The sequence below is a fragment of the Nocardioides sp. genome, from assembly GCF_051876515.1.
In the GTDB taxonomy this organism is placed as follows: Bacteria; Actinomycetota; Actinomycetes; order Propionibacteriales; family Nocardioidaceae; genus Nocardioides.
Genome location: NZ_JBJEHY010000028.1, coordinates 1 through 17,778, shown reverse-complemented (window position 1 = coordinate 17,778; position 17,778 = coordinate 1). Strand labels below are relative to the sequence as shown.

The window sequence follows — 17,778 nt, the reverse complement described above, 5'->3', positions numbered from 1 at the left end:
GGGCTTGGCGGCGAACAGCATCAGCACGCCGACCACGATCGAGGCCGCGCCGACCCACAGGAAGAACGGCTGCTCGTTGGTCTCGTCGTAGAAGCGCGCCAGCGTGCCCGACATCGCCGTGCCCAGGGCCACGGAGAGGAAGAACAGGGCCACCATCTGGGTGGTGAACTGCTGCGGGGCCAGCTTGGTCGCCAGGGACAGGCCGACCGGCGAGAGCAGCAGCTCGGCGATGGTGAAGACGAACAGGATGATCACCAGCAGCCACAGCGGCGCGGTGTTCGTCCCCTCGGGCATCAGCAGGAAGAGCCAGAACGCCAGCCCGACCCCGATGGTGCCCAGCGCGAACTTCACCGGGGCGGCGGGCTGACGCTCACCCCAAGCGGTCCACAGGGCGGCGAACACGCCGGCGAAGATGATGATGAAGACCGGGTTGATGGACTGCACCCAGCTGACCGGCATCTCCCAGCCGAACAGGTTGCGGTCCAGACGCTTGTCGGCGAAGACCGTCAGCACGGTGAACTGCTGCTGGTAGAGGCTCCAGAAGACGGCCGAGGCGATGAACATCGGGACCATCGCCCAGACCCGCTTGCGCTCCACCGCGGTGATCCGCGAGCTGGACAGGATGATGACGAAGAGGATGACGGCCAGGGTGGCGCTGAGCAGGACCACGACGTTCGCCAGGTTGTCCGCGGTCACGACCTTCGTCAGGACCAGCGCGACGACGACCACGAGCGCGACGGCCCCGCCGACGAGGTAGCGGGTCAGACCGCCGGCCGGCAGCGGGTTCACCACGTGGTGGGTGGACTCGGGGAGGTTCTTGCGGCCGACCGCGTACTGCAGGATCCCGGCCGCCATGCCGAAGGCCGCCAGCGCGAAGCCGAAGTGGAATCCCCACTCCTTCTGCAGCAGACCGGTCAGCAGCGGGCCGACCAGCGCGCCCAGGTTGATGCCCATGTAGAACAGCGAGAAGCCGGCGTCGCGGCGCTCGTCGCCCTCCTCGTACAGGCTGCCCACGAGGCTGGTCGCGTTGGCCTTGACGCCACCGCTGCCCAGCGCAATGAGAACCAGGCCCACCCCGACGCCCAGGAAGCCCGGGAGCACGGCCAGGGCGATGTGGCCCACCATGACCAGCCACGCCGCGTAGTAGAGCGTGCGCTCGGCACCGATCAGCCGGTCGGCGATCCACGCGAACAGGATGGTCGACAGGTACACGGCACCGCCGTACGCACCGACGATGCCGGTCGCGGTCGCCTCGTCCATGCCCAGCCCGCCGTCGGCGGCCGAGTAGTAGAGGTAGATGACGAGGATGCCCTGCATCCCGTAGAAGCTGAACCGCTCCCACATCTCGACGCCGAACAGGTTGGCCAGCACGCGCGGCTGGCCGAAGAAGGTGCGCTGCTCCAGCGCGGTGGGTTGCTGGCTCACATCAGCAGGTTCTCACTGCTGCTCCCGCGTGCCAACGACATCCCCCGTGGACGAATCCCGTGTCGTGGGCCGGGTCCCAGCCTCGTGGGCCGCGTTCGCGCGGACCTCGTGCGCGACCAGGTCCGCCAGCGCGGTCGTCGCCGCGTCCGCCACCAGCTCCCCCGCCACCTCGGCCGGGTCGGTCCCCGGGACGGCCACCGGGCGCAGGTCCTGCAGGTCCCCGACCACGCGGACGCTGGACCCGGCCGTACGACGGACCATGCGTTCGGAGGTGCGCTGCACCCACCCGGGCACCGGGTGACCGATCCTCGGCTCGGCGGCGCGGTGTCCGGCCAGGAGCATCTTGGCCAGCACCTGCTTGCGCAACCTCTGCCCGACCGGGTAGCCCATTCCCTGCGCCTCGAGCAGCTCGTTGACCCGGAGCAGCACCGCGGCCGAGGCGGCCCCCAGGGAGGCGTTGGCGTGGTCGGCGCCGAGGTCACCCAGCCCGCCGGCAGGCACGCCGAGGACGGACGCGAAGCGCTCCCACAGCAGCTCCGTGGACGCCCCGGGCGGAGGCACGGTCACCAGGACCACCCGGTCGGGGCCTACCGCCTCGGCCCAGCGGCGGACCACCCGGTCGAGGGCCTGGTGCCGCCAGAAGGCGCGCCCCAGCTCGGCGTACGGGTGCTCCGCGCCGTCGGTCGGGGCCGAGCGGCGGGTCGCACGTACGGCGTCGGCGTAGGCGGCCAACGGCGCGGTGCCACCGTTCTGGAGCCGCTCCTGCCACATCGCCGGGATCTGGCGGTTGAGGTCGCGGGCAGTGACCACCACCGTGAGGTCGAGCCCCTCGAGGGAGTCGAGGATCCGCTGGCGGGACCGGGGTCCGGCCGGTCCGAGGTACTCCATCGAGACGACCGACGTCCCCGGGTGCGCGCGGACCGCCTCGACGAGCTCCGTCCACGCGAACCGGCCCGAGGTCGTGCGCAGGACGTCGTTGACCGCGCCGACCATGTGACGCCAGTCAGGAGCCGGGACCGTGACGCCCGACTCCAGAAGGTGGTCACGGTGGGCGAACAGCCGCGACTGTAGGAAGGTCGTGCCGGACTTCATCGTGCCGACGTGGAGCACCACCCGACCCGCCACACCCACCTCCCGAGACCGTGCGCCCCCCGGCCGTCACCGGCCGAGGGGCCGCCCCTCAGACTCCGCCCCCGCCCGCCTTGCGGCGGTGCATCTGTGGTGCCGCACCTCCGGCCACCTCGGGCCCGCGGGCCTTCCCGGAGCCGTCCACGTGGTCGTCTGGGTGGTTGTGCGCCTGCTTGCGGTCCAAGGCCTCACGCATCTTGGCCTTGAGGTCCTCGTTGCCGGAATCAGCCATGGGTGACCTCCTGGTGTGTCGGGAACCTCCACCATGCCACCCAGCACCGCGGGAGTCGACCGCAATTCCTCCGGCGTCAGCGCGGGCGCACCAGGACGTCGAGGCGACCCGGCAGGTCCCCCAGGAGGCGGTGCACCTGCCACATCGAGGTGGCCAGCATGGCGTCGAACGCCTGGGCCCCGAACCTCGTCCGCCACTGGTCGGGCTCACGCCTCATCCGGGCCACCCGCAGCATCGCGCGGGACACGGCGCCGTCGGCGCGCTCCGCGCGTTCGCCCCACTCACTGCCCAGGTCGATGGAGTCGATGACCTCCAGCCCGCTGGCCGCGATCGCCTCCTCGTGCCGCCGCGGGTCCACCGAGCCGGGCACCATGCCGCGCTGCGCCAGGAGCCACTCGGCGTCCGCACCCGAGAACGAGGGCGCGGCGAGGACCTGGTGGGCGACCACGTACCCGCCCGGGCGCAGCACTCGCGCGAACTCACGCAGTGCGGCACCCACGTCGTCGACGTGCGGCAGCACGTCGTGGCACCAGACCAGGTCCGTGCCGGCGTCGTGGACCGGGAGGTGCGCCGCGCTCCCCCGCTCGAAGGCGACCCTGGTCGCGATCGGGTCAGCCTGCTCGCGCCGCGCGGCCCTGGCCAGGTCGAGGTGGCGCTGGACCGGGTCGAGACCCAGGACGCGGAAGCCGTACAGGGTCGCCAGCGCGAACGCGTGCTCACCAGTGCCGCAGCCCACGTCGACCGCCCGGCTGTCGGGGGCGAGCCCCAGCTCCTCGACGACCTGCAGCAGGACCTCCGGCCCGCGGGCCGCCGAGGGGGCGTCCAGCGCGTCGCCGAAGGCCGGCTCCACGTCGGGGAACACCTCGTAGAAGAAGTGACGGTCGAACACCCCGTTGTCCCCCGCACGCGCCATGACTCCAGCCTAGTGCGGGTCGGGCGCACACGATCGGAGTGTCGCGACCCCGCTTCGCGGGACCGGGGCCATCATGTGCCAGTGTCGCTGACCCAGTACCGAGCCGCCATCGCGCTCGCCTTCGCAACCCAGGCCTTCGTCTTCATCACCCTGACCACGCGTCTTCCCGTGGTGGCGGAGAACTGGGACGTCGGCACGACCGGCCTGTCGATGATCCTGCTCATGATGGTGCTCGTCTCGGGCGTGGGCTCCGTGCTCGCCGAGTTCACCGCGGCGCGTGCCAGCAGCGCGCTGACCCTGCGGATCGGCTTCGTGATCATCGCCGTCGCCGTCCCCGTCGTGGTCACTGCCCCGAGCCTGTGGCTGGGCGTGCCCGGCATGGTCCTGTACGGCCTGGGCCTGGGCCTGGTGGACGCCTCGACCAACATGCAGGCGGTCGCCCTCGAGCACCGGTACCAGCGTCCGATCCTGCCCAGCTTCCACGGGGCGTGGACCCTCGGCGGCGTCTTCGCGGCCGCCGTCGCGCTGGTCTCGGGCGGACTGCCCGACTGGGCTCCGGCCGTGGTGGCCGCCTTGCCCCTGCTGGTGGCGTTCGCCCCGTACCTGCCGGGACGCACCGACCTCACCCCCGACCCCGGCTCGTCGGTCCCGTGGCGCCCCATCGTCCTGGTGGGTCTCGCGATGGCGCTGTTCTACATGGTCGACATCGCCACGCAGACCTGGGGCGCCACCTACGCCCACGAGGTCTTCGGCACCTCTGCCAGCACCGCGGCCGCAGCCGTCTTCGTCTACCTGGTGGCCAGCGGCCTGGTCCGCCTGGCCGGCGACAGCCTGGTGGCCCGGTTCGGCGTCGTCCCCGTGCTGCGGACCGGCGCCGTGGTCGGGGCCCTCGGCCTCGGTCTCGTGGTCGCCGCCCCCGGCTGGTGGGCGGCCCTGGTGGGATTCGGCCTGGCCGGCGCCGGGCTCGCCGTCGTCGCTCCCCTGAGCTTCTCGGCCGCGGCCGTCCTGGCCGGCGGGGGCTCCGACCCCGAGGCCGCGCGCCTGCGCGTGGACGGCGTGATCGCGCGCTTCAACCTGTTCAACTACGCCGGCGCGCTGCTCGGTGCCGTGATGACCGGGCTCGTCGGTGGCGCCGACCTGCGCTGGGGCTTCGCCGTACCCGCCGTGCTGGTCCTGGGCCTGCTGGGCCTGGCCCGCTCGTTCGCACCGGCGCCCGGCGCTGGCGACGCTCAGAGCTCGGTGGACCGCGAACCGCTCAGCAGCTCCTGACCGCGGGCGAGGTGCTTGTGCTCGACGAGCACCTCGTACCGGCTCGGCAGGACCGCCTTGATGCTGGCGAAGTCACGCTCGCCCTTGGTCGCCGCGTAGCGCACCGCGGAGAACACCGCGCCCCACACGGCACCGAAGCCGACCGCGGCGACCACCATCGACAGCCAGTCCCCGCGGGGGACGAAGAGGCCGAGCAGCAGACCCACGAGCAGACCCATCCAGGCACCGCCGGCAGCCCCGCTGAGCAGCACGGTCCCCCAGGAGAGCCGGCCGGTGACGCGCTCGACCTGCTTGAGGTCCGTGCCGACGATCAGCACCTCGTTGACGGGGAAGTCGTGGTCGGCCAGCAGGTCGACGGCGCGTTGGGCGTCCGCATACTCGTCGAAGACGCCGAGGGACTGGGGGTACTCGAGCTGGAAGATCTTGGCCATGCCCCGAGTCTGTCGCGCCGGCGCACGGGACCGACAGGGCCGAACGGCCCGTGACGCACCGCCCCGGGAACGGCCACACGGGCGGCGCCGACGTGCGGCACCGCCCGCGTGGCGGACGAACTGGTGGGGTCACCCCCGGACGGACTCAGCCCTTGATGGCGTAGTCCTTGAGCAGCGAGCGGCCGATGATCATCTTCTGGATGTCGGAGGTGCCCTCGCCGATCAGCATGAACTTGACCTCACGCATGATGCGCTCGATCTCGTACTCCTTGGAGTAGCCGTAGCCGCCGTGGATGCGGAAGGAGTCCTCTACGACCTCGTTGGCGTACTCGGAGGCGAGCATCTTGGCCATGCCGGCCTCGACGTCCATCCGCTCGCCGGAGTCCTTCTTGCGGGCCGCACGCACCATCATGGTGTGGGCGGTCTCGACCTTGGTCGCCATCTCGGCCAGGCGGAAGAGCACCGCCTGGTGGTCGGCGATGGGCTTGCCGAAGGTCTCGCGACGCTGGGCGTAGTCGACGCCCAGCTCGAAGCCGCGCCAGGCCAGACCGCACGCGCGGGCCGCCACGTTGACGCGCCCCACCTCGACGCCGTCCATCATCTGGAAGAAGCCCTTGCCCGGCTCGCCGCCGAGGATCTGGTCGGCGGCGATGACGTGACCCTCGAAGATCATCTCCGTGGTGTCGATGCCCTTGTAGCCCATCTTGTCGATCTTGCCCGGGACGGTGACGCCCTGGGCGGTCTCGCCGAAGCCGGGGGTCTTCTCGACCAGGAAGGTCGTCATGTTCTTGTAGACCGAGGAGGCGCCCTCGTCGGTCTTGGTGAGCACCGCGACCAGCGTGGAGGAGCCGCCATTGGTCAGCCACATCTTCTGGCCGGTGATCGAGTACGTGCCGTCCGCCTGCTTGGTGGCCTTGGTCGACACGGCCGAGACGTCGGAGCCGAGACCGGGCTCGGACATCGAGAACGCACCGCGCACCTCACCGGTGGCCATGCGGGGCAGGTACTTCCGCTTCTGCTCCTCGGTGCCGTGCTTCATCAGCATGTACGCCACGATGAAGTGGGTGTTGATGACGCCGGAGACGCTCATCCAGCCGCGGGCGATCTCCTCCACGCACAGCGCGTAGGTCAGCAGCGACTCGCCGAGGCCGTCGTACTCCTCGGGGATCATCAGGCCGAAGATGCCGAGCTCCTTGAGGCCCTCGACGATCTCGGTCGGGTACTCGTCGGCGTGCTCGAGCTCCTGGGCGACCGGGATGATCTTCTCGTCCACGAACTGGCGTACGGCCTTGAGGATCTCGGTCTGGTCCTCGGTGAGGCCGTCGGTCTGACACAGGCGGGGCATTCAGCATCCCTTTCGGTCGTACGGCCCGGGGGCCGCTGTGGTGTGGGTACGCCAGCGCGGGCGCAGACCTGTCAAGTCTAGGTCCCGGCTGCCGGCCATGGTGCGCGAGGGACCGTGACCCTACTCACCAGTAACCACTATGTGGACATCCACGGACCGACGGCCCTCCGGCCGGCGACGCGCCTCAGCGGGGCACCAGCGCCCAGATGTCGAGATCCAGCAGGACGCCCGGGGCGTACTTGCCGTCCTCGCCCCGTAGCGTCATCGACTCGTCGCGACCCTTGGTCGCCACCAGGCGCAGCCGCAGCGCGCCCACCGAGTCGCTGCCGGCGATCTCGGCCTTGTCGAGCACCTCCGACCAGGCGTACACGGTGTCACCGCCGAACGCCGGGGCGACGTGCGAGCCGGCGTTGATCGCCGCGATGAGCTGGGCGTTGGCCAGCCCGTTGAAGGAGAGCGCGCGGGCCAGGCTGATCACGTGCCCGCCGTAGACGAGCCGCGTGCCGTCGGGCCGGGCCTCGGTGTTGAAGTGCACCTTGGCCGTGTTCTGCCACAGGCGGGTGGCCATCATGTGCTCGGCGTCGGTCAGGGTGACCCCGTCGACGTGGTCGATCTTCTCCCCCACCACGTAGTCGTCGAAGCGGTGCGGCTCGCCGGCGGCGGTGAAGTCGTAGTCGGAGAAGTCCAGACCCTCGGGCAGGATCAGGTCCTCGGCCGCGACCGCCGGGGCCAGGTCGGGCAGGACCGTCTCGGGGGCCGGGGCGTCGTGGTCGCGCTTGTGCACCATCACCCAGCGCGCCCACTCGATGGCGATCTCGTCGCGCTGGTTGGTGGCGGTCGAGCGGACGTACACGACACCGGAGCGACCGTTGGAGTTCTCCTTGAGGCCGATGACCTCCGAGGTGGTGCTCAGGGTGTCCCCGGGGACCACGGGCCGCTTGAAGCGGCACTCGGCGTACCCGAGGTTGGCCACCGCGTTGAGCGAGATGTCCGGAACGGTCTTGCCGAAGGCGACGTGGAAGCCGATGAGCTCCTCCACCGGGGGCCGGGTCAGGCCCACCGAGGCCGCGAACTCGGCCGAGGACGGCAGCGCGAACCGCGAGGGGTACAGCGACTGGTACAGCGCCCGGTCGCCCTCGGTGACGGTGCGGGGGGTGGCGTGCTCGAGCACCTGCCCCACCTCGAAGTCCTCGAAGAAGTTGCCCGGGTTGGTCTTGGTCGCGTCGCTCATGGCGCACATGGTGCCAAAGCCCGGCGAGCACCGGCCCGTCGCGTGCTCGAGGGGCGAGAGGACGACGGCGCGGTGAACGTACGGCGAAGGCCCCCGCGGGCCGGCCGGCACGGGTCCGCGCTCGTCTAGAGTGGGCGCGCGTTGACGAAAGGACCACGATGGCTCAGCGAGTCTTCCTGCACATCGGCCCACCCAAGACGGGGACGTCGTTCCTCCAGGCCGCCTGGCACCAGCACCGGGGCGACATGCGCACCCGTGGCCTGCTGTACCCGGGCAACGACCGCGTCGAGCACTTCCAGGCCGCCGCCGCGGCCACCGCCAAGCGGGACGTGGTGCAGCAGATGCTGCCCCAGGCGGCAGCCGCGTGGGACCGGCTCACCACCCGGGTCGGGCGGTGGGACGGCGACGCCCTGCTCAGCAGCGAGCACTACGCCCTGGGCCGCCGCGGCGCCATCGCCCCGATCATGCAGCGCCTCTCCGAGGTCGCCGAGGAGGTCCACCTCGTCGTCGGCGCCCGCGACCTCGCCCGGCAGATCCCCGCCGACTGGCAGCAGACCGTCAAGCAGGGCAGCACCACCCGGTTCGAGGAGTTCCTCAGCGCCCTCGAGCGCGACGAGCACCCCTCGTTCTGGCGGGCCCAGCACCTGCCGTCCCTGCTGGACGCCTGGGGCGGCTCCCTGCCCCCCGAGCGGGTCCACGTCGTGGTCCTCGGGCGCCCCGGGAGCCCGCACACCCTGCTGTGGGAGCGGATGTGCGCGGTGCTGGGGATCGAGGGCGACTTCCTGCGCCCCGTCGCCCGCTCCAACGAGTCCATCAACGCCACCCAGGCCGAGCTGATCCGCCAGATGAACGAGGCGCTCGGCGAGGTCCGCAAGGACCTGGTCACCAAGCGGGTCATGCGTCGCCTCATCGCCGACGGTCGGTTCGACGACGTCAACGGGGCGACCAAGCTCCTGCTCCCCCGCGAGGCCGCCGGGTGGGTGGCCGAGCGCAGCCGGCAGGTGGTCGAGGAGCTCGGCGGACGCGGCTACGACGTGCACGGTGACCTCGAGGACCTGCTCCTCGACGACTCCACCCCGCTCGCCGACGCGGTCGCCACCGTCACCCCCGAGCAGATCGCCGCCCTGGCGCCGGCCGTGGTGGCCCGCCTGGTCGAGCACGAGGTCGAGCGGCGTCACGCGCTGCGCGAGCGGGAGCGCGAGACCGCCGGGGTCGCCGAGCGGCTCCAGGAGCTCGAGAACGAGTCGTTCGGCTCACTGGCCCGGCGTACGGCGGAGCGCGCCGTGGCCGGGGCGAAGGCCCGGCTGCGCCGCTGAGGGCGGGCCGCGGCCCCGGAACCACCGGGGGCCGGCGGGTCAGTCCACGCTGGCGGTGGCGCTGATGAAGAAGTGGTCGCTGGTGCGGTCCTCGACCGGCCGGGTGTCACGCCAGTAGCTGCTCCAGGAGACGCCGGCGCCCACCACCCAGTCGACCGCGATCGGCCCCGGGGGTGGGGCGCAGCCGCTGCCGCCGCCGTTGGAGGCCGTCATGGCGGTGCGCGCCACGACGCTGCAGTAGAAGTTCTCGCGGTCGTTCATGTCACCGGTGACCAGGACCGGCAGCCCCGTGGCGACCAGCTTGTTGACGAGGCCGACGACGATGCCGTGGCCGCGCTGCCGCTCGGCCGCGTACCGGCCCCCACCCGAGGACGGGTGCGTGTTGATGACGTACAGCTCGCGCGTGGTGAGCTTGTGCCTCAGCCGGATCACCGGGAACGGTCGGGTGCGGCCCATCAGGGGCACGTGGAACGCCTCGCCGGAGACGAGCTCGAAGACGTCGGGGTCGTAGAGGATCGAGTGGTCGGTCTCCTTCTCGCCCCACGCGTAGCCCGGGTACGCCTTCATGCCGGTGTTGGCGACCAGCGAGTTGAGCTGGTCGGCCTGGAGCTCCTGGGTGCCCAGGATCTCGACGCCGTGCGCGCGGACGTACGAGGCGGCGCGGCCGATGCGGACACCGCCGGGCTGGAACCCCTTGCGGGACCCGCCGGGCGCGGTGTGCTGCGACCCGAGGACGTTGAAGGAGCCGATCTGGAAGCTGTACGGGGTGCCGCGCAGCTTCTTGAGGCGCTGCGCCTTCTTGCGCTTGCGGACCTTGCGCTCCAGGAGCTGCTGCTTGGCCGCCGCGGCGTCCAGACGCATCGCGACGACCTGCGGCTCGGTGGCGGGCGAGGGCCTCATGCGCTTCTTGCGCAGCGGGACCTCGATGTCGGCCGGCACGGCGGACAGGGCGTCCATCCCGGTGTCCTGCGTCGTGCGCCCCGGCCCGAGCAGCCACAGGCCGCTCATCACCAGGACGGTGACGACCGCGACCGCGAGCGCACGCGGCAACCAGCGTCGTACTCCGCGGGGGGCGGCACGACGCCGAGGACGGGGGGCTCGGCGTGACCCGGACACGCCGGGCACGCTAGCACGGAGTGAGACACGTCTCCGAGTCCGAAGGCGAGGTTGCCCCCTTCCCCGCCCGCCCTCCAACTAGGCTCGGGCGCATGCTGTTCACGGTCTCCACCGTCAAGGACTCCCTCGACAACGTCCGCTTCTTCGTCGAGGCCAACCTGTCCTCCGGCGTGGACCACATGTTCGTCTTCCTGGACGCGCCCGCGCTGCCCGACCAGCGGGAGGTCTTCCGGTTCCTCCGGGAGCACCCCGACGTGAGCGTGATCCGGACCGGCCACGACTGGTGGGGCGGCCGACGCCCCGCGCGGCTCAACGTCCGCCAGCGCATCAACGCCAACTGGGTGCGCGCGCTCCTGGAGCCCTTCGAGTGGGCCGAGTGGCTCTTCCACGTCGACGGCGACGAGGTGGTCCAGGTCGACGCCGAGCAGCTGGCGGCCGCACCGGCCGAGGCCCACACGGTGTGGCTGCAGCCCTGGGAGGCCGTCAGCCGGCTCGAGCCCGAGGGGCGACCCACCCAGTTCAAGCGGCTCCTGGACGAGGAGGAGCTCAACCTGCTGCAGGTCCTGGGCACCCTCGAGCACCCCAGCAACCAGCAGTACTTCCACGGCCACGTGATGGGCAAGGTGGGCGTACGCCCCGCCTCCGGAGTCGCGCTCGCGCTGCACACCTCCATCGCGCCAGGACGCCACCACGTCTCGCGGCACAAGGGCGAGAACCTCGCGGTCCTGCACTACGACGCCGTCTCCGGGCGTGAGTTCGTCCGCAAGTGGGAGGCGCTGGGCACCGCCGGCCCCCTGCGCTTCCGGCCCTCACGGATGCCGTCGGCGCGCGCCCTGACGCACCTGATCAACAGCGAGCTCGACCCCGCGGTGCGCGCGGAGTACCTCGAGCGCATCTACGAGCTCACCGTCGCCGACGACGTCCAGACGCTGTCGGACCTGGGCCTGCTGGTCGACGTGGACCCGCTGGCCGGCACGCACCGGCCGCGCCCGTTCCCGCCCGGTGCCAGGGAGGCCCTGACGGCCCGCCGCGCCGAGATGTTCGTCGCGGAGAAGCGCGCCTTCTACGTGCCGGACCCCAAGGTCAGCTTCGCCGACCGTGCCCGCCGCAAGGCCGCGCGCGTGCTGCGCCGCGGCAACGGGGTCGTCGAGGACGTCGACCCCAGCGGGGACGGCGACCTCAGCACCGAGGACTGAGCGGGCTCAGCGGCGCAGGCGCCGCCGCAGGGCGCCGGCGACCCGGCGCAGCCCGGAGCCCCGGGGCCCCGCCGCCTGCCCCGCACGGGCGAGCTGCCGCCGCTGGCGGCGCACGTCGCCCAGCATCGTGGCGGTGAGGGCGGCCAGGACGTCGGCCACCTCCTCGTCGGTCACCGACAGGGTCGAGCGGCGGTCGGGCAGCTCCGCGGGGACCAGCAGGTCCTCGAGGCGTCCGTCGACGTGGAACCCGCCGTCGCGCAGCAGCGCCACGGCAGCCTCGCCCCGACGTCGGCAGTCCTCGACCTGGTCCGGCTCCGGCCAGAACCGGTCACCCTTGCGGGGCACCAGACGCTCGTCGGCCAGGTAGGTGCGGATGTAGACGCCCTTGTCGAACGCCTTGGTGAAGTCGGTCAGGTGCGTGTTGATCCGCCGCAGCGCCTCGGCCTCCGCGACTCCCATCGAGGAGTTCGCGAACGAGGTGGACAGGTCCACCCCGCTGGCGTCCACGCCCAGCGTGTCGACGAAGCGGTGCCAGATGTCGTCCTTGGGCGCCGAGGGGTCGAGCACGAGCACGTGGATCCGCGAGGGGTCCACCGCCTGGCTCCACCGCTCCAGGACCAGACGCAGGTCGAGGGTCCGCCAGTTCCAGATCGCCAACGACGAGTCGGACTCGGTGCGTCCGTACTCGGTCATGGGCGCGGTGGCCCCGTTCTTGAGGCTCTCCTGCCACGAGGCGGTGAAGAGTCCCAGGGGCTCGCGGGCGGTCACGACGACCTCGACCTCCCCGGGCAGCTGGGCGACCATGGCCCGGGCCTGCTCCGCGGACGCGGCGGCGAAGAACTCGTGGCTGACCAGACCGGTGCCCGGCGAGGCGTGCAGGCCGTCGAGGACCCGCTGCCAGGCCCCGCGCTGGTGGGCCGGCGCCTGCGCGTGGTGACGGTCCTCGCGGACCTCGCGCGATGCCCACAGGTGGTCGCGGCGCTCCACGCCGGGGATCACCAGACCGCGCTCGCCCAGCAGCTCACGGTTGGCCCAGAAGATGGTCTGGAGGTACGTGGTGGCCGTCTTGGGCAGGCCGATGTGGACGAAGGTGCGCTCGACCACTACAGGCTCTTCCGGAACCGCTCGATCGCCTCGGCGGCCGCCTCCTCGTCGCGCGAGGCGAGCGGGATGAGCAGCTCCTGGACCACGTCCACGAGCTCGGCCAGCCGCATGTTGTGCCGGCGGGCCGCCGCGAGGTCCTCCTCGAGGTCGGCCACACGCTGCTCGAGGTCGCTGATCCGCTGGGGCGAAATCTGCCGCAGCACCTTCTTCACCTGCATGTCACCATTCTCCACGGGCTCTGAGGACGGGGCGTCGCTGCCCGGTCACACGTTCGATCTCGACGTTCTTGGCCCCGGCGGCCTCGAACAGTTTCGCGACGTTCTTGCGGGTGATGCGCCCGACCATCCACTCGGTGTCGATGCCGCGGGCGCTGAGCTCCTGGCGGGGGCTGAACTCGGCCAGCACCACGCCGGACCCGCCGCGCAGCGCCATCGAGCAGAAGCGGGCGAAGAACTGCTGGCCCTCGTACGAGGTCGCGTCGAGCAGGTGCCGGGCCAGGACCACCCGGGGTCGCGGGTCGCGGGCCACCCGGGCGCCCTCCGCGAGCACCTCGCGCCGGTCGGTGAGGTTGAGGTGGCGCACCTGCAGGTCCAGCCCCTCCTCGGCGATCGGACCGTCCAGGTGGCGCAGGGAGCCGAGCACGTAGTCGTACGCGGTGACCCGCAGGCCCTGCCGGGCCAGCCAGAGGCTGTCGGCGCCGCGGCCGGCACCCACGTCGAACACCTCGGCGCCGCGGGCGGTCGCCTCCTGGGCGGCGAGCTCGGCCAGGGGCGACTTCTCGCGCAGCGGGCGGGTCCGGTTGCCGGCCACCTGGCGCTGCCAGTGGCGGATGTTGGGCTGGTTGCCGCGGAACCACTCGTTGAGCGCGCGGGTGGTGCGGCTGGGCGTGGTGAACTTGAACGCCGGGTCCGGCACGCGCCAGTTCTCGCCGTACGTCACGTCGAGCAGCTTGTCGGCGCGGTGCGGGACCGGCATCTCGCGGCCGTGCAGCGTGGCCGTGGTGAGAGGGAAGACCCACTCCTCGCGGAAGTCCACGCCGATCTCGCCCATGAGGTAGAGGCGGCCGGAGTCCATGAACCCGCCGAACACGTCGAGCCCGCGGGTCATCTCGCCCTCGGTGACGGAGATCTTGAAGGCGGCACCGCTGTAGCGGGTGATCTCCCAGCCCTGCTCGGCCAGGGTGCGCTGGATCCGGTACGACTCCAGCGAGACGTCCACGGGGTTGGTGTGCCGGGAGACGTACCCCAGGTCCGCGTCGGAGTCGTGGCCCAGGACCTTGCCCTCGCGGACCGCCCCGAGCAGGGTGCCGTACGCGATGAAGGGCTCGATCCCGGTCGAGCGCAGCGCGGCCAGCACCGACTCGGTGGCGTCGAGGAGGTCGGCGATGTCCTCGTCGGAGCGACCCTCGAAGGTCGGGACCAGGTTGCCGGTCTTGTCGGTGCCCAGGTCCACACCCTCCTCGTTCTGCACGAGGATCTGACCCTGGCCGCTGCCGAAGGAGACGTCGGCGTCGAAGTGGACGGTCCCGCTGGCCGACTCCACCACCTGGATCCGCGCGCGGCCGTCCAGGAACTTCAGCATCTGGCGCGGCCACGGGGCCAGCCTCAGCGGGCTGCGGGACGCCTTGCCGCGCGGGTCGGTGTCACGCAACGACCAGAAGGTCCAGACCCGGCGACCGTCGATGCGCAGGTCGAGCGGTCGGTCACCGAGGGCGAGGAGTCGCACCCCGTCGGCGTCCACACGGTGGACCCGGATCGGTCTGGCCATCTCAGTATCAGTCCACTTCCATGAGGGCGGAGGGTCGTGCCGTGGTTGCCGGGCATCATACAGACCGGCGACCCCGCGGCCGCCGCCCGCGGGCCCCTGCCGGCGCCCCCGCCGGCACACCCGACGGCACACCCGACGACCTCGGGTCCCCGACCGCCACCCACGCACCCGGTACCGTCGCCGGCACTGCCCGACCGTGCGCCCGGAGGTGAGTGTGAGGACGCCCTCCCGCCTGCTCACCGCGCTCTGCGTGGCGGCGTTGGCCGCCGGCTGCACGACGGGTCCCCAGGCGCCGCGCCGGCACTCCGCGCCGCACGAGGCGCCCCGTACGAAGGCGCCCGTGCCCGACCCGTCGCGGGCCGAGCTGCGCGCCTTCCCCGGCACCGAGGTCGCGCGGCCCGCGTTCACCGCCCCCGAGGAGCAGCCCAACTTCCTGGTGCTGACCACCGACGACATGGCGATGGCCGAGCTCGAGCTCATGCCGTACGTCTCCACGCAGCTGGCCGCCGAGGGCCTCACCCTCACCGAGTCGATCACGCCCACTCCCCTGTGCGCGCCCTCCCGGGCGTCCTTCCTGACCGGGCAGTACGCCCACAACCACGGCGTCACCGCGGTGGACGGCCCCCGGGGAGGTGCCGCCGCCCTCGACGACACCGACACGCTGCCGGTGTGGCTGCAGGAGGCGGGCTACGACACCGCCTTCGTCGGCAAGTACCTCAACGGGTACGGCGAGCAGACCGCGCCCGAGTACGTCCCGCCGGGGTGGACCGAGTGGCGGGCCACGGTCGACCCGACCACGTACGACTTCCTCAACCACGACCTCAACGTCAACGGCGAGGTCACCTCCCACCCCGGGGAGTACTCCACGACGCTGCTGCGCGAGCAGGCCCTCGACGTCCTCGACGACCCCGCCCGGGACGACGCCCCGTGGCTGATGTGGTTCAACTTCGTGGCCCCGCACTCCGGCCACGCCGGCGGCGAGCAGGACCCGGACAACCCGGGGACGGTCCCGGCCGAGGAGGACCTCGGGGACTTCGCCGACCTGGACCTCCCCAGCACACCGGCCATGTTCGAGGAGGATCCGAGCGACAAGACGCTCGTGCCCGAGTCGCGCCAGCGCGTCGACGACGACGCCCGCGCCTCGATGCGGCTGGCCCGCCAGCGCCGCGCCGAGGCCCTGCAGTCGGTGGACCGGACCGTCGAGGCCCTGGTGGAGACGCTCCGGGAGCAGGGCACGCTCGACAACACCTACGTGCTGTTCACCTCCGACAACGGGTTCGCCCTCGGCGAGCACAACATGCGGGGCAAGCTGTGGCACTTCGACGAGATGCTCCGCGTCCCGACCGTGCTGCGCGGCCCCGGCCTCCCCGCGGGCCGCTCGGTGGCGACCCCGGTCAGCGTCGCCGACTGGGCCCCCACGATCGCCGCGCTGGCCGGCGCCGAGGCACCCGGCAGCGTCGACGGCACCAACGTCGTGCCGTGGTTCGGCACGCGGGCGACCCACCGGGCGATCCCGATCGCGGGCTGGAAGGTGTTCGACGGCAGCGCGCGGATGTACTCGGGCGTCGCCGTCGGGCCGTGGACGTTCGCGCAGAGCGGTCAGGGCCGCAAGCGCGAGCTGTACGACCGCCGCGCCGACCCGTACGAGATCAGCAGCCTGGCCGCCGACCCCCGCTTCCGCGGGTGGGAGCGGCGGCTCGCACGGCTGAGCTCGACGCTGCGGGTGTGCGCCGGCCCCTCCTGCCAGACCGGGTTCCACCGCGTCGACGGCTCGCCCGGCACGCACGGACCGGGGTGAAGGTGACCGGGGCACCCGACCCGGCGCGCTAACGTTGCGTCGTGAGCGCCAGCCCCACCCGCATCTTCGTGGCCCGACTGATCGGCCTCCCGGTCTTCGACCCCCGCGGCGACCAGGTGGCCAAGGTGCGCGACATCGTCGTGGCCCTGCGCTCGGAGTCGAGCCAGCCCCGCGTGCTCGGGATGGTCGCCGAGGTCTTCGGCCGGCGGCGCATCTTCGTCCCCATGACCCGCGTGACCGCCATCGACGGCGGCCAGGTGCACACCACCGGCCTGCTCAACATGCGTCGCTTCGAGCTGCGCTCCACCGAGACGCTGGTGGTGGGCCAGATGCTCGACCGCCGGGTCAGCCTGCGCACCAGCGACGTCACGGGCACCGTCTTCGACGTCGCCATGGAGCAGGCGCGCAACCGCGACTGGGTGCTGTCCCGGGTCGCGGTGCAGGAGGCGGGCAAGGGGTTCCGCCGCCGCGGCCAGACCCACATCGTGGAGTGGCGCGACGTCGAGGGCCTGACGCGGCGCGAGGACTCCCAGGGCGCCACCCACCTGCTCGCCGCGATCACCGACCTGCGCCCCGCCGACGCGGCCGCGGTGCTGCACGACCTGCCCCCCGAGCGGCGGACCGCCGTCGTCGCCGCGCTGGACGACGAGCGGCTCGCCGACGTCCTGGAGGAACTCCCCGAGGAGGACCAGGTCGAGATCCTGGAGGCCCTCGACACCGAGCGTGCCGCCGACGTCCTCGAGGAGATGTCGCCCGACGACGCCGCCGACCTCATCGCCGACCTGAGCCCCGAGACCGCGGCCACGCTCCTCGAGGCGATGGAGCCGGACGAGGCCGAGGACGTGCGGCGCCTGCTGTCGTACGCCGAGCAGACCGCGGGCGCCATGATGACGCCCGAGCCGGTCATCCTCTCCCCCGACGCGACGATCGCCGACGCGCTGGCGCACGTCCGCAACCCCGACCTGACGCCGGCGCTGGCCGCGCTGGTCTACGTGTGCCGCCAGCCGCTGGAGACGCCGACGGGCCGGCTGCTCGGGGTCGCGCACATCCAGCGCCTGCTGCGCGAACCGCCCTCGACGCTGGTCGCGGCCGCGCTGGACGACACCATGGACCCGCTGCGTCCCGACGCCTCGATCGACGAGGTCGCCGCCCACCTGGCCACGTACAACCTGGTCGCGGCCCCGGTGGTCGACGACGAGGGACGGCTGCTGGGGGCCGTCACCGTGGACGACCTCCTCGACCACATGCTCCCCGAGGGGTGGCGTGACCACGCCCCGCGCCGTCTGGCCGGAGGTGCGCAGTGAGCGAGGCACGCGACCGTCTCGACCAGCCGCGCGAGCACCGTTCGCTGCGGCCGCGCCGCTCGTACGACGACGACCGCTTCGGCATCTTCGCGGAGAAGTTCGCCCGCTTCATGGGCACCGCACGGTTCCTGCTGTGGATGACGGTCTTCGTCGTGGCCTGGGTGGCCTGGAACTACCTGGCCCCGACCGACCTGCGGTTCGAC

At 72.1% G+C, this 17,778-nt stretch carries 16 protein-coding genes and 1 pseudogene; 6 read left to right on the top strand and 11 right to left on the bottom strand.

Translation table 11 applies throughout. The features are described from left to right. The 4 genes from ACI379_RS01530 to ACI379_RS01515 all read right to left on the bottom strand — a co-directional run. Window positions 1-1,425, bottom strand: a 1,425-nt coding sequence (locus ACI379_RS01530) for a peptide MFS transporter (protein ID WP_439790294.1), incomplete at its 3' end; no start/stop codon positions are given. Between the two features lie 12 nt (window positions 1,426-1,437). Beyond that, window positions 1,438-2,538, bottom strand: coding sequence for a hypothetical protein (locus tag ACI379_RS01525; RefSeq protein WP_439790293.1), 1,101 nt, complete (start codon window positions 2,536-2,538; stop codon window positions 1,438-1,440). 67 nt (window positions 2,539-2,605) lie between these two features. Next, window positions 2,606-2,785, bottom strand: coding sequence for a DUF5302 domain-containing protein (locus tag ACI379_RS01520; protein WP_439790292.1), 180 nt, complete (start codon window positions 2,783-2,785; stop codon window positions 2,606-2,608). A gap of 76 nt (window positions 2,786-2,861) precedes the next feature. After that, complete coding sequence (locus ACI379_RS01515) at window positions 2,862-3,698, bottom strand: class I SAM-dependent methyltransferase (RefSeq protein ID WP_439790291.1); 837 nt, start codon at window positions 3,696-3,698, stop codon at window positions 2,862-2,864. Window positions 3,699-3,779: 81 nt separating this feature from the next. Here ACI379_RS01515 and ACI379_RS01510 point away from each other — a divergent pair, with 81 nt between their 5' ends. Continuing rightward, a complete protein-coding gene (locus tag ACI379_RS01510; protein ID WP_439790290.1) occupies window positions 3,780-4,967 on the top strand; it encodes an MFS transporter in 1,188 nt (395 codons plus the stop codon). Here ACI379_RS01510 and ACI379_RS01505 read toward each other — a convergent pair. From ACI379_RS01505 to ACI379_RS01495, 3 genes are all read right to left on the bottom strand, one after another. After that, window positions 4,928-5,398 (bottom strand): general stress protein, encoded by a 471-nt coding sequence (locus ACI379_RS01505; protein ID WP_439790289.1) that lies wholly within the window; start codon window positions 5,396-5,398, stop codon window positions 4,928-4,930. The two genes, ACI379_RS01510 and ACI379_RS01505, sit on opposite strands and share 40 nt — an antisense overlap. A gap of 145 nt (window positions 5,399-5,543) precedes the next feature. Next, window positions 5,544-6,743 carry an acyl-CoA dehydrogenase family protein gene (locus ACI379_RS01500; RefSeq protein ID WP_439790288.1) on the bottom strand — a complete coding sequence of 400 codons (1,200 nt, stop codon included), beginning with the start codon at window positions 6,741-6,743 and terminating at the stop codon, window positions 5,544-5,546. A gap of 184 nt (window positions 6,744-6,927) precedes the next feature. Beyond that, window positions 6,928-7,974 (bottom strand): MaoC family dehydratase, encoded by a 1,047-nt coding sequence (locus ACI379_RS01495; RefSeq protein WP_439790287.1) that lies wholly within the window; start codon window positions 7,972-7,974, stop codon window positions 6,928-6,930. A gap of 158 nt (window positions 7,975-8,132) precedes the next feature. Here ACI379_RS01495 and ACI379_RS01490 point away from each other — a divergent pair, with 158 nt between their 5' ends. Then, complete coding sequence (locus ACI379_RS01490; RefSeq protein WP_439790286.1) at window positions 8,133-9,290, top strand: hypothetical protein; 1,158 nt, start codon at window positions 8,133-8,135, stop codon at window positions 9,288-9,290. A gap of 39 nt (window positions 9,291-9,329) precedes the next feature. Here ACI379_RS01490 and ACI379_RS01485 read toward each other — a convergent pair whose 3' ends face one another. Beyond that, window positions 9,330-10,340, bottom strand: a complete 1,011-nt coding sequence (locus ACI379_RS01485; protein WP_439790285.1) for an endonuclease/exonuclease/phosphatase family protein — start codon at window positions 10,338-10,340, stop codon at window positions 9,330-9,332. A 158-nt stretch (window positions 10,341-10,498) separates the two neighbouring features. Here ACI379_RS01485 and ACI379_RS01480 point away from each other — a divergent pair, with 158 nt between their 5' ends. Then, window positions 10,499-11,602, top strand: a complete 1,104-nt coding sequence (locus tag ACI379_RS01480) for a glycosyltransferase family 2 protein (protein WP_439790284.1) — start codon at window positions 10,499-10,501, stop codon at window positions 11,600-11,602. Window positions 11,603-11,608: 6 nt separating this feature from the next. On the opposite strand, the gene ACI379_RS01475 is transcribed toward ACI379_RS01480, so the two are convergent. From ACI379_RS01475 to ACI379_RS01465, 3 genes are read right to left on the bottom strand one after another with little or no spacing between them, the layout of a single operon-like run. Next, window positions 11,609-12,706 carry a hypothetical protein gene (locus ACI379_RS01475; RefSeq protein WP_439790283.1) on the bottom strand — a complete coding sequence of 366 codons (1,098 nt, stop codon included), beginning with the start codon at window positions 12,704-12,706 and terminating at the stop codon, window positions 11,609-11,611. Continuing rightward, complete coding sequence (locus ACI379_RS01470) at window positions 12,706-12,924, bottom strand: DUF6752 domain-containing protein (protein WP_439790282.1); 219 nt, start codon at window positions 12,922-12,924, stop codon at window positions 12,706-12,708. The genes ACI379_RS01475 and ACI379_RS01470 overlap by 1 nt, the downstream gene beginning before the upstream one ends. A gap of 1 nt (window position 12,925) precedes the next feature. After that, a complete protein-coding gene (locus ACI379_RS01465; protein WP_439790281.1) occupies window positions 12,926-14,473 on the bottom strand; it encodes a hypothetical protein in 1,548 nt (515 codons plus the stop codon). A gap of 214 nt (window positions 14,474-14,687) precedes the next feature. Here ACI379_RS01465 and ACI379_RS01460 point away from each other — a divergent pair, with 214 nt between their 5' ends. From ACI379_RS01460 to ACI379_RS01450, 3 genes and pseudogenes are all read left to right on the top strand, one after another. Further along, the gene (locus ACI379_RS01460) at window positions 14,688-16,271 is read left to right on the top strand and encodes a sulfatase family protein (RefSeq protein WP_439790280.1); all 1,584 of its coding nucleotides are present in this window, start codon (window positions 14,688-14,690) and stop codon (window positions 16,269-16,271) included. 41 nt (window positions 16,272-16,312) lie between these two features. Further along, window positions 16,313-17,575, top strand: coding sequence for a magnesium transporter MgtE N-terminal domain-containing protein (locus tag ACI379_RS01455; protein ID WP_439790279.1), 1,263 nt, complete (start codon window positions 16,313-16,315; stop codon window positions 17,573-17,575). Further along, a pseudogene (locus tag ACI379_RS01450) lies at window positions 17,572-17,778 on the top strand (DUF1003 domain-containing protein); the annotation flags it as partial. The gene ACI379_RS01455 and the pseudogene ACI379_RS01450, both read left to right, overlap by 4 nt.

What these genes read in the sequence shown, in the direction of transcription:
- ACI379_RS01480 (WP_439790284.1), top strand. Translation starts at nt 10,499, where the DNA reads ATGCTGTTCACGGTCTCCACCGTCAAGGACTCCCTCGACAACGTCCGC.
- ACI379_RS01465 (WP_439790281.1), bottom strand. Translation starts at nt 14,473, where the DNA reads ATGGCCAGACCGATCCGGGTCCACCGTGTGGACGCCGACGGGGTGCGA.
- ACI379_RS01490 (WP_439790286.1), top strand. Translation starts at nt 8,133, where the DNA reads ATGGCTCAGCGAGTCTTCCTGCACATCGGCCCACCCAAGACGGGGACG.
- ACI379_RS01500 (WP_439790288.1), bottom strand. Translation starts at nt 6,743, where the DNA reads ATGCCCCGCCTGTGTCAGACCGACGGCCTCACCGAGGACCAGACCGAG.
- ACI379_RS01520 (WP_439790292.1), bottom strand. Translation starts at nt 2,785, where the DNA reads ATGGCTGATTCCGGCAACGAGGACCTCAAGGCCAAGATGCGTGAGGCC.
- ACI379_RS01505 (WP_439790289.1), bottom strand. Translation starts at nt 5,398, where the DNA reads ATGGCCAAGATCTTCCAGCTCGAGTACCCCCAGTCCCTCGGCGTCTTC.
- ACI379_RS01495 (WP_439790287.1), bottom strand. Translation starts at nt 7,974, where the DNA reads ATGAGCGACGCGACCAAGACCAACCCGGGCAACTTCTTCGAGGACTTC.
- ACI379_RS01515 (WP_439790291.1), bottom strand. Translation starts at nt 3,698, where the DNA reads ATGGCGCGTGCGGGGGACAACGGGGTGTTCGACCGTCACTTCTTCTAC.
- ACI379_RS01470 (WP_439790282.1), bottom strand. Translation starts at nt 12,924, where the DNA reads ATGCAGGTGAAGAAGGTGCTGCGGCAGATTTCGCCCCAGCGGATCAGC.